This window comes from Proteus cibi, from assembly GCF_003144405.1.
GTDB classification, from domain to species: Bacteria; Pseudomonadota; Gammaproteobacteria; order Enterobacterales; family Enterobacteriaceae; genus Proteus; species Proteus cibi.
The window spans coordinates 58096-72217 of record NZ_PENW01000018.1; the positions used below are offsets into that span (position 1 = coordinate 58096).

At 37.5% G+C, this 14122-nt stretch carries 11 protein-coding genes; 2 read left to right on the plus strand and 9 right to left on the minus strand.

The window, feature by feature from the left end; translation table 11 throughout:
• Nucleotides 1–101: 101 nt before the first annotated feature.
• From DK865_RS10360 to galE, 7 genes are all read right to left on the minus strand, one after another.
• Entirely contained in the window at nucleotides 102–2138 is a 2037-nt protein-coding gene (locus DK865_RS10360; RefSeq protein ID WP_109391872.1) for an IreA family TonB-dependent siderophore receptor, read from the minus strand.
• Between the two features lie 257 nt (nucleotides 2139–2395).
• On the minus strand, nucleotides 2396–4030 hold the full coding sequence (locus tag DK865_RS10365) for a sodium/sugar symporter (RefSeq protein WP_023581569.1): 1635 nt from the start codon (nucleotides 4028–4030) through the stop codon (nucleotides 2396–2398).
• Nucleotides 4031–4353: 323 nt separating this feature from the next.
• The gene (locus tag DK865_RS10370; protein WP_023581568.1) at nucleotides 4354–5364 is read right to left on the minus strand and encodes a substrate-binding domain-containing protein; all 1011 of its coding nucleotides are present in this window, start codon (nucleotides 5362–5364) and stop codon (nucleotides 4354–4356) included.
• A gap of 183 nt (nucleotides 5365–5547) precedes the next feature.
• On the minus strand, nucleotides 5548–6618 hold the full coding sequence (galM, locus tag DK865_RS10375) for a galactose-1-epimerase (RefSeq protein WP_023581567.1): 1071 nt from the start codon (nucleotides 6616–6618) through the stop codon (nucleotides 5548–5550).
• Nucleotides 6618–7778 carry a galactokinase gene (gene galK / locus DK865_RS10380; RefSeq protein ID WP_109391873.1) on the minus strand — a complete coding sequence of 387 codons (1161 nt, stop codon included), beginning with the start codon at nucleotides 7776–7778 and terminating at the stop codon, nucleotides 6618–6620. Before galK ends, galM begins: the two co-directional genes overlap by 1 nt.
• 132 nt (nucleotides 7779–7910) lie before the next feature.
• The gene (locus DK865_RS10385) at nucleotides 7911–8966 is read right to left on the minus strand and encodes a UDP-glucose--hexose-1-phosphate uridylyltransferase (protein WP_109391874.1); all 1056 of its coding nucleotides are present in this window, start codon (nucleotides 8964–8966) and stop codon (nucleotides 7911–7913) included.
• A 45-nt stretch (nucleotides 8967–9011) separates the two neighbouring features.
• Nucleotides 9012–10028 carry a UDP-glucose 4-epimerase GalE gene (gene galE, locus DK865_RS10390; RefSeq protein WP_036912487.1) on the minus strand — a complete coding sequence of 339 codons (1017 nt, stop codon included), beginning with the start codon at nucleotides 10026–10028 and terminating at the stop codon, nucleotides 9012–9014.
• 446 nt (nucleotides 10029–10474) lie between these two features.
• Here galE and ghrB point away from each other — a divergent pair, with 446 nt between their 5' ends.
• The gene (ghrB, locus tag DK865_RS10395; protein WP_109391875.1) at nucleotides 10475–11434 is read left to right on the plus strand and encodes a glyoxylate/hydroxypyruvate reductase GhrB; all 960 of its coding nucleotides are present in this window, start codon (nucleotides 10475–10477) and stop codon (nucleotides 11432–11434) included.
• Nucleotides 11435–11516: 82 nt separating this feature from the next.
• On the opposite strand, the gene DK865_RS10400 is transcribed toward ghrB, so the two are convergent.
• Entirely contained in the window at nucleotides 11517–12431 is a 915-nt protein-coding gene (locus tag DK865_RS10400; protein ID WP_109391958.1) for a cation diffusion facilitator family transporter, read from the minus strand.
• Between the two features lie 535 nt (nucleotides 12432–12966).
• Here DK865_RS10400 and DK865_RS10405 point away from each other — a divergent pair.
• Nucleotides 12967–13404 carry a universal stress protein gene (locus tag DK865_RS10405; protein WP_023581562.1) on the plus strand — a complete coding sequence of 146 codons (438 nt, stop codon included), beginning with the start codon at nucleotides 12967–12969 and terminating at the stop codon, nucleotides 13402–13404.
• 88 nt (nucleotides 13405–13492) lie between these two features.
• Here DK865_RS10405 and eco read toward each other — a convergent pair whose 3' ends face one another.
• Nucleotides 13493–13984 (minus strand): serine protease inhibitor ecotin, encoded by a 492-nt coding sequence (gene eco, locus DK865_RS10410; RefSeq protein WP_023581561.1) that lies wholly within the window; start codon nucleotides 13982–13984, stop codon nucleotides 13493–13495.
• Between the last annotated feature and the right edge of the window lie 138 nt (nucleotides 13985–14122).

Genomic DNA, 14122 nt, shown 5'->3' on the forward strand with positions numbered 1-14122 from the left:
GTTAGTCATTTAAAAAGTGAACCATTAAGATAAGAATCATCGAAGGACTTAAAAAAATAAACCCCATATTTAATACGGGGTTTACTTTCATTTAAGCTCGATTAGAAGCTATATTTAATATTCGCCCAATAACGGCGACCTTCATCGACAACCCAGTTACCGCCTTTATCATTTACAGCAGGCCCTGTTTCATCTGTAATATTTAATACCGCAAAATTAAACATGGTATTTTTATTAAAGTTGTAGGTCATCCCTAAATCAAAGGTGGTGTATCCACTACGATAACGTGCCCCTGTGTAACCATTACGTTGTGCAGCCCAAATTTGTTTGCCAGTATAAGCGGTATTGGCATAAAAACTGGTTGCTTCATCAAACTGCCAATCAACTCGTGCATTGGCACTGTGTTTGGGTGTCATATCAAGTGGATAGCCTTTTAAAGATTCACCAGATGCTAATTTCTCATCATCACTTTTACGTTCTGAATCAATATAGGTATAGTTTGCATTCACATGCCAACTTTCAGCAATAGGGAACCCTACCGCCGTTTCAATCCCTTTAATATTGGCTTTACCGACATTATCGTATTGATACAGTTTTAAACCTGTGATTGGATCGATTTCACCGGTATCGTAGTTTGTTAATTTATCTTTAAAATCGGTATTAAAGAAAGTCACACTTGCGGTAACACCATCCCCATTATCATAACCAATACCAATTTCTTGGCTGACTGATGTTTCAGGTTTTAAATCACGATTGCCGTACATAATCGCACGACCTTTTTCAGTTGACGTACCGTATTCAGGGCTAATTTCACGTAAACTTGGTGCTTTAAAGGCTTTCGCCACACCGCCTTTTAAAGTGAACTCATCCGTTAAATGATAAACCGCATACGCTCTTGGGCTCCAGTGATTACCATAATATTCGTGATCATCAAGACGCACACCGCCCGTTAACGCCAAGTTATCAGTTACGCTATATTCATCTTCAATAAATAACGCTTTTTGATCCGCTGTAATAGTGGATTGTTTAATGCCTGAGCCAGTAGATGATTCATCTTTTAAGCGTGAGTATTGGTATTGACCACCAAAGGTCATTACGTTATCAGGTAAGAACGCCGTAAATTTTGCATCAAAAACGGTATTGGTGATTTCAGGACGACGATCTTCGTAATACTCTTCACGCTCCTTCGTCGTTTTATCAATCCTTTCTGTTTTGGTAATACGCTTAGTTTGTTCTTGATAGACACTTAATTCTGAATGCAGAATATCAAACTGGTTTTTATACGTTAATGCCCAGTGGTTACGGTCATTATTAGTTTCTAACATTTTATTTTCATCAAGACGCCCACCACGATTGGTAAACTCACTCATGGATTTACCCGGAGTTGTTGTACGCTGTAGCGTATTGCGACCCGCTTCTAATAAAATGGTTTGATTATCAGTCGGTGTGAATGCCAATTTTGCTGTAATATTCTTATTGTCATTACGACCTTGACCATACGTGATTTTATCTTCAGCACGTAAATAGCTATTGCCGTAAAGTTGTAAGCCTAATTTATCTTCAATTAAGGGTCCTGATAGATAAAAATCACCCTTAATAGAATCACCAGCATCACGGTTATGTTGCAATGTACCGCCAAGTGCAACTGAGCCATGCCACTCTTTTGTTACCGGTTTAGTGATAATATTGATAACACCCCCCATTGCATCTGAGCCATACAGAGATGACATAGGTCCACGAATAACTTCTATACGTTCAATCGCCTCTGCGGGTGGAATAAAACCACCTTCATAACCACCACTCCCATTAGGACGCGACTCACGGCTATTTTGGCGACGACCATCAACAAGGATCAGTGTGTATTCGCCCGGTAAACCACGCATCGTAATTTCTTGTTTATTCGCATTACCATTAATGCTAACGCCTTCAACCCCCTTTACGGCATCGGCTAAATCATGAACGGGTTTCTTTGCGAGTTGTTCTTTGCTGATCACGGTGATACTTGCTGGTGCATCTGTAATTTGTTGAGCAAACCCTGATGCTGATACAACAAGTTTTTCTTCTTTGATTTCTTGTGCATACAGCGGGTAAGAAGCAGATAAAATACAGGCGCTTAAAACACCCATTTTAAAGTTCATAGCGGTTCCCTGAATTAATAACAATTATAGTAATGAGAATGATTAATATTATCTTAATAAAATATTCATGAGAATGATTTTCTTTTCATATTTGGTGTTTTTTTTTAATCTGTATCAAAGCAAATTAGTCCCATTTCTATTAAGTACGGAAGTAGCGGATCGTGAGCACAAAAAAAGCAGATGGTATAACCATCTGCTTTGTATCGTTTTGTAGAGTATTTTTAGATTTAGAAAATTAACAAATTACAATCTTGTTATTACCAGAATACGGCATAAAGCACACACAAGATGATCATAATGGCATAGGAAGCAATATTGAATCCGCTTTGTGTTTTAAAGGTTTTATCGGTTAATACAATCGCCCCTACGCTGTCATCCGTTTTCGTCGAGGTTAAACTCACTAAGCCAATCACAACCGTTGTAAACATAAAGGTGTACATCATTTGATCAAGGAATGGCATACCTAATGGCATTAATTTTAGGAACAACGCAAACGGTATAGATAACACCACCCCCATAATTGCACCTTTTGCATTAGTCTTCTTCCAGAATAAACCTAATAGGAATACTGCTAAAATACCTGGGCTAACTAAGCCTGTATATTCTTGAATATATTGGAATGCCTGATCAATACCACCTAATAATGGTGCAATAAAGCAAGCAATAATTAAAGCAACAACGGCACTAATACGACCCACATTGACTAAACGTGTTTCAGGTGCTTTTGGTCCAATATATTCTTTATAAATATCCATCGTGAAAATAGTCGCGATAGAGTTAAGCATAGATGCTAAAGATGAAACTATGGCAGCAGCAAGTGCAGCAAAAACAATACCTTTTGCGCCTACAGGTAAGAACTGAGTTAGCCAAGGATAGGCTTTATCTGCCTGTGATAACGTTGGAATATGCGCTTGCGCCATGGTTCCTAAACCCGCCATTAATTCAGGATTAGTCGTAATCACAAATGCAGCAATACCCGGTACAACGACAAGAACAGGCACTATGAGTTTTAAGAATGCAGCAAACACTAGCCCTTTTTGTGCTTCATTGATAGATTTAGCGGCTAAAGCACGTTGAATAATGTATTGGTTAAAGCCCCAATAATAGAGATTAGCAACCCATAAACCACCGATCAGTACCGCGATACCAGGTAAGTTCATAAATTGTGGGTTATCTTTTTCTAAGATCATTTTAAAGTGATCAGGTGCAGCTTGTGTCATTTTGCTCAAACCAGCAATGATCCCACCATCCCCACCGATATAGCTGACGGCTAATACCGTGGTAAATAAACCACCAAGGATAAGGAAGAATACTTGTACCACGTCTGTCCATGCAACAGCAGAAAGTCCACCATAGAGTGAATAGATAACAGCAAATAATGCTAAGCCAATAATGGCATACATCATTGGTACACCAAGGATAGTTTCTAATGCCAATGAACCTAAATAAAGTACCGATGTTAAGTTAACAAAGATAAATAATGCCAGCCAGAACACGGCAAGAATGGTTTTTAAGTTGCGGCTTTTAAAACGATTCTCAACAAACTCTGGAATGGTATAAATACCTTTTTCGATAAAAACAGGTAAAAAGTATTTAGCAACAATAATTAATGTCAGCGCTGCCATCCATTCATAAGAGGCGATAGCAAGACCAATGGAGAAACCAGAACCTGACATACCGATAAATTGTTCTGCTGAAATATTAGCTGCAATAAGCGAAGAACCAATTGCCCACCAAGGAAGCGTTTTTCCCGCTAAGAAATAGTCCTTTGTTCCTTTTTTTTCACCATCCTTTGAACGAGAAACCCATAATCCTAGACTAATAATGATGACAACATAGAGGGCAAAAATTGCATAGTCTATTGTGCTTAATCCAACACCTTCTGTATGCATAATATTTTCCTTTCAGACCCATAGAGATAAGAGGATTTTAATGTAAACGTTTTCACATTCTTTTTCCGTTACTCTGTTCACAAATTTATCTCTTATGTTACGTAAATGGATCATAAAACAGGTAAACAAACGATTGCTACCGTGAGTAAAACAAAATATAAGCTTAAACCATGATGATAACTTTCTTTAACGAATTTAATATCTTCAAATACCCGTTGAAAACAAACCTTAAAATGATAACGATTACACAAATTAACCCAGTGTAACCTCTTAATGTAAAGACCATTAAGAGGAGCAACGAGATTAAAAAGTCGGTGAGGTAATTAAGAGAGGTGACTAAGATTAAAAACGGAATTACGCTGAACTAATGTTGGTGAAAAAATACGTTGTTTTTGTTCAAGTACTTCACCTTTTGAAAGTCTGATAGCAAGTGTTGCCGCTTGTTCAGCCATCATTTGTACAGGATAACGCACCGTGGTCAAACGAGGATGAATATAACGTGCAATTAATACATCATCAAAACCAATAACTGATATTTTTTCAGGTACAGGAATTTCATTTTCATCGAGAACAGATAAAGCCCCTGCTGCCATAAAATCGTTGTAAGTCACCACTGCAGTAAAATCGATTGATTTGGTTAGCAGATGCATCATTGCTTTTTCTCCCCCCTCACCTTCAGGCTCTCCATATTCAATATAGCTTTCGGGCAATGAGATATTATTCGCTTCTAATGCAGCTTTATAACCGGCGAGGCGCTGAGTTGTATCTTCAATATGATGTGTAGATGAAATATACGCGATTTTAGTATGACCTTGACGAATAAGATGTTCTGTTGCCATCCATGCCCCTTTATAATTATCTAAAGCGACACAACGTTCGGCAATGTCTGGAATAAAGCGGTTAATCAATACCATGCTTTTAACTTCATGAGCATAAGCCAGCAACTCTTCATCAGAAAGTGCTTTTGAATGGATCACGAGACCATCACAGCGACTATTAATCAATAGTTCAATAGATTGTCGCTCATCTTGGGCATCATGATAACCATTACAAACCAAGATGTGTTTCCCTGATTGTCTTGCAACGTTATCAACCGCTTTAACAAGTGTACCAAAAAAGGGATCTGAAACATCATGCACTAAAACCCCCAAAGTTTGCGTACTTTGGCTAACCAAAGCTCTTGCTGCCGCATTAGGTCGATAACCTAGCTTTTGCATCGCAGCATTAACGGTTTCGATAGATGCTTGACTTGCTTTCGGCGAGTTATTAATGACTCTAGATACAGTCGCGACAGAAACACCCGCTTCTTTCGCAACATCTTTGATAGTCGCCATATCCACCCCTTATGGTTCACCTTTATTCATGGTTAAGAAATAACGTACCGTTAATCTACAAACTAAGAAAAAAGAGAGTAATAGAATTTAAGTGGCTTGATTATCAGCGAAGAAAGGAAATTTAAAAAGTAAAAAGATCAAATAAATAGAGAAAAGGAAAGCGTTTACACTTTCCTTTTGTTGTTACGAATAAAATTTATAGATTGTTTGGCTATTCCACGCTGTATTTGCAGGTAAAACACCTTGGTTTTCATGCCATTCTGGATGATTAGGACCATCTGGGAAATATTGTGTTTCTAATGCTAATCCTGAGTAATTGCCATAATGGCGACTCTTTCCTTTTGTTCCCGCCAGAAAGTTACCGGTATAGAATTGGAGAGAAGGCATGGTTGTAAACACATCCATTTTAAGTTCGCCCTCAGGGGCAATAACTGTCGCAACTGGGGTTTTATCCTCTATCACTTTCTTATCTAAAATAAATGCATGATCGTAACCATTCGCGGCTTTTTGGCACTCATCTGCCATAAAATCAATGCCAACACGTTTTAATTTACGAAAATCAAACCCTGTTCCTATTACGTTTGCAAATTCACCGGTAGGAATATTGCCTTTACCATTTTTTAAATAATGAGTCGCACAAATTTTTAAATCATGCTCAAGTGCCGTACGCTCAGTATGTTCACCCGCAAGATTGAAATAAGCATGATTCGTTAAACTTAATGGCGTGGTTTTATCGCTTATCGCCTGATAATCGATACATACTTCATTATTATCTGTCAGTGTATAAGTCACGCTAACTTTCACCGTACCAGGAAAACCTTGATCACCATCATTTGAAATCAGTGAAAAAGTGACAGATTGAGAAGATTGCGCGGTGATCCCCCAGCGAAGATGGCTAAAGTTTTGCGTACCACCATGTAAGGTATTTTTACCTTCATTCGCACTAATTTTATATTCTTGCCCCTCTAATACAAACTTTGCTCCTGCAATGCGATTAGCAAAACGCCCAACCGTTGCACCTAGATACGCTGTTTGTTGTTTATGGGCATTCATATTCGCAGAGCCTAATAACACATCTCTACGATATCCATTAACCGGCACAATACAGGTTAACCAAGTTGCACCAATATCCATTAAAGAAATAGACATACCAAAACGATTTTTAAGCACCACTATTTGCGCAGATCTTCCATCTGATGCTGGTTGTGCTGTCATTTGTTCAGGTTCAAAAAAACGAAGCTCATTAGTCGCCATTATTTTGCCTCCGAATAGCCCGCTCCTTGGCTTGCAGAGCAGACATAAATAGTTTCTTTTAATCCCGTTTTAGCTTCGTATTGCGCCTTAACAGAGTCAACGACTTTATCAACTAAATCTGGTGTCACTAATGCTACGACACAACCGCCAAATCCACCACCCGTCATTCTTACACCACCACGATCACCAATCACCGATTTCACGATTTCAACCAATGAATCAACCTCGTTGACTGTGATTTCAAAATCATCGCGCATTGAGTGATGTGATTGCATCATTAACTGACTCAATGTGGTTAAATCACCCTGACGTAAAGCTTCTGCCGCATCTAATGTACGGCTATTTTCAGTGATAACATGACGAGCTCGACGATAAACCACTTCACTCATTAATGCTTTTTTAGCAAGTAAATCCTCTAATGTGGCATCTCTTAATGCAGCCACATTTAGAATACGAGCGGCTTCTTCACACTGTTGACGACGAGTATTGTACTCACTATCCACTAAGCCACGCTTTTTATTGGTATTGATAATCATCACAACCCCATTTTCGGGCATGGTTACTGCCGACGTTTCTAATGAACGACAATCAATTAGGAGTGCATGATTTTCTTCACCGCAAGCCGAAATAAGCTGATCCATAATGCCACAGTTACAACCAACAAATTGGTTTTCTGCTTTTTGACCATTTAATGCAATCTCTTTTTGGCTAATCGGTAATTGATAAAGTGTTTTAACCGTTTGACCAATGGCAACTTCTAACGCGGCAGAAGAACTTAACCCAGCGCCTTGAGGGACATTTCCGGATATCGCAATATCCATACCATGAAAAGAATAATTCTCTTTTTGTAGAAAATGAATAACACCACGAACGTAGTTAGCCCACATTTTATTAGGTAAAAACTCAATGGTGTTATCGAGGCTAAATTCATCAACTTCATTTTGGTAATCAACTGCAATGACACGAATAGTATTATCTTCTCGTTTTGCAGCGGCAACGACCATTTGATAATTAATGGCGCAAGGTAAAACAAACCCATCATTATAATCAGTGTGTTCGCCAATAAGATTTACCCTACCTGGCGCTTGAATAAAATGTGTAGGTACGTAGCCAAAAATAGATGAAAATGAACGAGTCACATTATTAATAAGTGCCTGCATAATAAATCCTTAGCTTAAAATTAAGTAATAAAAATCCCACCACATCATTATGTAAATAATGAGATGTTTGATTTAATTTATTTCGTGTGCAAAAAGCAGATTAATTCAAATACCTTGCCATATTGCAGGTCATTAACGTTGCTCTTTATAATGAATGTCACTTACTTGACGTAAATTATTCGCGGCTTGTTCTGGCGTTAGATCCCTTTGCGATTCAGCCAGCATTTCATATCCCACCATAAATTTACGCACAGTCGCTGAACGTAATAATGGCGGATAGTAAAGCGCATGTAATTGCCAGTGATCGATATTTCTATCCTCTTTAAAAGAAGGCGCAAAATGCCATCCCATTGAATAAGGGAAAGAACAGTGGAATAAATTATCATAACGGCTTGTTAATTTTTTCATGGCAATAGCAAGATCATCTCGCTGAGCATCATTTAATTCACTCATTCTTCGAATATGTACTTTAGGTAATAACATTGTTTCATACGGCCAAGAAGCCCAATAAGGGACTACCGCCAGCCAATGCGCTGTTTCAACAACCGTACGACTTGCATCTTTACATTCAGCATCAACATAATCGATTAATAGATTGCGCCCGTATTTTTCAAAATAAGCTTTTAATTGCGTATCTTTTCGCGCTAATTCATTCGGCAAGAAATCACTCGCCCAAATTTGCCCATGAGGATGAGGTTGAGAGCATCCCATCGTTTCACCTTTATTCTCGAATACTTGAACCCAAAGATATTCTTTGCTGAGTTCTTCTATTTGGTTATCCCAAGTATCAACGATTTTACGTAAACTAGTGACGGCTAATTCAGGGATCGTTTTTCCATGATCAGGTGAGAAACAGACGACTCGACTAATTCCTCTTACAGCTTGAGTTTGAAATAAAGGATTTGATGAAGGATCAACATAGTACTCGTCTTGCAACAATGCAGAGTGGTCATTATTAAAGACATACGTTCCTGTGTAATCTGGATTTTTATCGCCGGAGACACGGGTGTTGTTTGGACACAAATAACAGTGAGGATCATAAGAGGGAAGTGTCGCAATCTGAGGCTTTTCATCTTTGCCATTCCAAGGTCGTTTCGCTCTATGTGGTGAAACTAAAATCCACTGACCTGTTAGCGGATTATAACGACGATGAGGATGTTCAACAGGATCAAAAATCAGTTTCGACATAACCTTCTCTCTTATTTATTCAAGATGATCTGAATACTTTAAATCTTATTTCAGATAACCATTTGGGTTTTGTAACTGCCAACGCCAAGCATCCGCAGCCATATCATCAATTGAACGAATGGCTTTCCAGTGTAAATCTTTCTCTGCTTTTGCAGGGCTTGACCAACATTCTGCAATATCACCTGGGCGACGAGCTTGTAATTGATAAGGGATAGGTTTACCACTTGCTTTACGAAATGCTTCGATCATTTCAATCACGCTAGTACCGTTACCTGTTCCCAAATTATAAATATGTAAGCCCGCTTTTTTACCTAATACATTTAATGCTGCGATATGACCATCAGCCAGATCCATAACATGGATATAATCACGAACACCGGTACCGTCTTTAGTTGGATAATCATCACCAAAAACAGCCACTTGTTCACGACGACCGATTGCCACTTGAGAAATATAAGGGGTTAAGTTATTTGGAATACCTTTAGGATCTTCCCCCATCGTACCTGATGGATGAGCCCCCACTGGGTTAAAATAACGCAGTAAACTAATAGACCAACTTTCATCAGCAACAAATAAGTCAGATAAAATACGCTCAACCATATATTTACTGGTGCCATAAGGGTTAGTTGTGCCCCCTACTGGCGAATCTTCAGTAATAGGTACGACTTGAGGATCACCATAAACGGTTGCAGATGAGCTAAAAATAATACTTTTTACGCCGGCATCACGCATACAACGCACTAGCACTAATGTGCCATTAACATTGTTGTCGTAATATTCAATTGGCTTCTGAACAGATTCACCAACCGCTTTCAATCCTGCAAAATGAATAACAGACTGAATAGAATGCTTAGCAAAAATTGATGCTAATAGCTGGTCGTCTCGAATATCACCGTTATAAAACAGAGGGCGTTTACCTGTTAAAGCTTCAACACGATTAAGTACTTCTTCATTCGCATTGCTAAGGTTATCCAAAATAATCGGTGTCATGCCTGCTTCAATCATTTGTACGCAAGTATGACTACCGATATATCCCATACCACCTGTTACTAATATTTCCACATTCACCTCTTTTGATTCAATTCAAAGGAAAAGCGCAAGACGGTTTCTGTTCACTGACACCGAGTTTAGCAAGATCAACAAAATCATTTCGTGATCAAACCGACATTTAGTGTAAACGTTTACACGCTTTTCGCACATATTACATTTTATAAAAATAGGAGTTTAAAATTGTATTACAGTAAGTTAATGCAATACGTAACACATCCACCTCTTTATCAAGAAAAAACAACACTTATTTAAAGTAAACGGTTACATCTGAATTAATCCGTTAATTATATGATAAAACTGACATTCAATACGTTTTATCATACCTTATTAGACATCCCTCTAATATGTTTAAGCGAGGGTAAGAACACACTCCTCTAAATAATTCGAGGAAAAAACAATCAACAACTATATACAATAAGCTCCGCCAATAAGCACGTTGAATATATAAGGAAAATGTAATGAAACCGATTGTCGTGCTATATCAAAATCTTCCTGAAAAACTGTACAACAAACTATCTGATTTTGCTGATATCAAACAATTTAAAACACTCTCTTTAGACTCTAATGACTTCCGTTTAGCGCTTGCTAATGCCTCTGGATTACTAGGTGCTGGTGGCAATATCGATGAAAATTTTATTAACCAAGCACCTCATTTAAAAGCCGTTTCAACGGTATCTGTAGGCTATGACAATATTGACGTTAATGCACTCACCAAACGTAATATAAAACTAATGCATACTCCAACTGTATTAACAGACACCGTCGCAGATACCATGATGGGATTAGTCCTTGCCGTAGCAAGACGTATTCCTGAACTGGCGGATAATGTTAAACAAGGTTTATGGGTTAAAGGTATCACACCTGATTGGTACGGCACTGATATTCATCATAAAACCATGGGTATTATTGGCATGGGACGAATAGGTAAAGCTTTAGCTCAGCGCGCACACTTTGGTTTTAATATGAATATTCTTTATCACTCTCGCACAGAATATACAGAAGTGAATGATAAATTTGCGGCGAAGCACTGCACTTTAGAGGCATTATTACAGCAGTCTGATTTCGTCTGTATCACATTGCCCTTAACACCAGAAACACATCATTTAATCGGTCAAAAACAATTTTCGATGATGAAACCTGATGCTTATTTAATTAATGCGGGACGTGGAGCTGTGGTGGACGAATTGGCGCTCATTAGTGCATTAGAACAAAAAGAGCTCGCTGGTGCTGGACTGGATGTTTTTGAAAAAGAGCCTCTCTCTTCATCTTCACCTTTATTAACAATGAAGAATGTTGTTGCGGTTCCGCATATTGGCTCTGCAACAAAAGAGACGCGCTATGCGATGGCTGAATGTGCAGTAGATAATCTGATTGCGGCGCTGAGTAATCAGGTAGAAGAAAACTGTGTCAATTTCTAAAATAGTAAACCGCGTTTTTTGAAGTACAAAAAAAGGTAATGAAAATCTATCATTACCTTTTTTACTAGATGCTCAAATGAATTTAAGCGGGATCAACGTGAGCCATCACACTTAAGATCTGTTTATTTTGCAAAACATTATTACGTGCATTAACAACAATGGCATGACTTTCATTGACGGTGAGATCACCTTTGATTTCAAGATGTACATCTACGAGTAAATAATCACCTGAACGACGTGTTTTTAAATCATGAACCCCTTGCACGCCCGGTGTTGAAACCAGCATCTGTTTAATCTCTTCTAGCGTTTCTTCATCTGCCCCTCTGTCCATTAAATCTTGTAGAGCTTGATAAGTAAAACGCCATCCCATACGACCGACAAATAGTCCGACAATTAATGCGGCTAATGGGTCAAAAAATTTAAATCCAGCTAAACTTCCGATAATACCAATCGCAACAACTAATGAAGAAGCAGCATCAGAACGCGCATGCCAAGCATTGGCGACTAACATATTTGAGTCCACTTTTTTTGCAACGGCGAGCATATAGCGGAATAATCCTTCCTTAGCCGCTAATGCAAGTAAAGCCACATATAAAGCAACACTATGAACTTCAGGAATAGTCGATGGATCTAAAATTTTATGAATGGCAGAAAACACCATTCCTAAACCAACAATTAATAAAATTGTCCCAAGAATAAGTGATGCCGCATTTTCATAACGAAAATGTCCATAAGGATGATCAGCATCAGGTTGTTTCTGACTGCCTTTATTGGCAATTAAAACAACAAAGTCAGCAATAAGATCAGACAGTGAGTGAATACCATCAGCAATTAAACCTTGAGAATGTGAGAAAAAGCCCACTGTAATTTGCCAAATGGATAAAATGATATTGACAAAAACACTCACTAACGTACTTTTTTTAGCTGCTTTAAATTTTTCAGACTGCGTATTATCAGCCTGCTCCAACTCAATATCATCAATGTGATTATGTGTCATAATAATAATCTTATTTGGTTTTAAATAGCCTACTCTATTTGCTATAGATAAATAGAGTTCCATAGGTTATTTCAGGTTCCATAACTCATTGGTGAGGATAAAGGACGACTCTGAATAACAATCCAGTTTAGGGACTAAGATTGCTGTCCAGACATCATATTGAGATGTCATTGCCTATTAATATGCCATATTTAAATCTTTCTGTCTCTTATTTTTATCAATAAAATCTTATAGATACAGAACAATAATATAATTGATAATCATTCTTTTATGCATTTTCTATTTTTAATAAGAAAAAGAGAAATTTATTTTTAAGACAATATTATTAATTTCTTTTCTGTCAACAAGTTAAGGTGTATAACTTATTTTCATTATATTATTAATATTATTTCAGACTGTTTTTAATTTTTAATGCTTAATAATGTAAAGCAGTAAATAATCATTCTCACTCTTATTTAAAACACAGATCACAGCTATTTTTTGCTATTAAGCGATAATGGTAAATATTTTAAACTAACGCTAAGTGAGGTTTGTAATGTATAAGAAAATCCTAGTTCCCATTGATATTTTAGAAGATGAACTTTCTCAGGAACTGATCGCTCACATTGAACAAATAGCAAAGGTGGGTAAACCTGAGATCCACTTCCTCACCGTTATTCCTAATGCTGAACTTTTCTTTGGTATCGAGTTTGCTGCTATTCCTGAAAAATTCAAAGATTCATCAGAACGTACTCGTCTCGCTTTTGTTGCATTACAAGAAATGATTAAAGATGCAAAAATTCCTGATGAGCAAATTATATGTAATGTTGGTGTCGGTAACGCAAAAGATGAAATTTTAGAATATGCCCGCCACATTGATGCTGATTTAATTGCGATTGCGTCACATAGACCGAATGTTTCCTCTTATTTATTAGGCTCAACGGCATCATCAATTGTACGCCATGCCAAAATGTCCGTTTTAGTTATACGATAATATTTAGCGTAAATAACAACAAAGCCCTTTGTCTCAACAACAAAGGGCTTTTTAGTAAGCGATGAGCTCAATTCAATAAAATTGGCTGTTATTTTTTAACTGAATCTTGAGTTGTCTCAGCCGCTGACCAGATACGATATTTCACATCAACATCTTTTGGTGCATAAACAACAATAGGTAATTTGCTGTTATAACGGATGAAGGCATCTGATCCCATATTTGCCTGTACAAAAGCATCTTTTTTCGTATTGTCAGCACATCCCATCATTGTTGACATTGGACCATTTAAATCGCCAACAACATAATAGCTATAACCCCAACCTTCTAAATTTTTTTCATCTAAGTCCGCACCAAACCATTGATGGTTGCAATCTACTTTAAGTTCTTTACCAATAATTAATTCAACTTGGTAATTGCTTTCATTATCTTTTTTCTCTAACTCGATAACATGACGAACTTGATTTTCTTGAGCCTTAGGATAAGGCGCAACTTTATCTAAACTATCGGTAGCTTGTGCACACGCAGATAAAGACATTGCTGCTACTAAAGATAATATTACTTTGTTCATCACTCTCTCCATTTTTACAGCGAACACTTCGCCGTTAACAAAATTAGTCAGATGTTTTTATTGCTCGTTATCTGAATACTAATATTTTTAGTGCTTGAATGCTAACATCTTAGTAAATAGTACTATGAGTGGATAATTCTGAATGTTTTA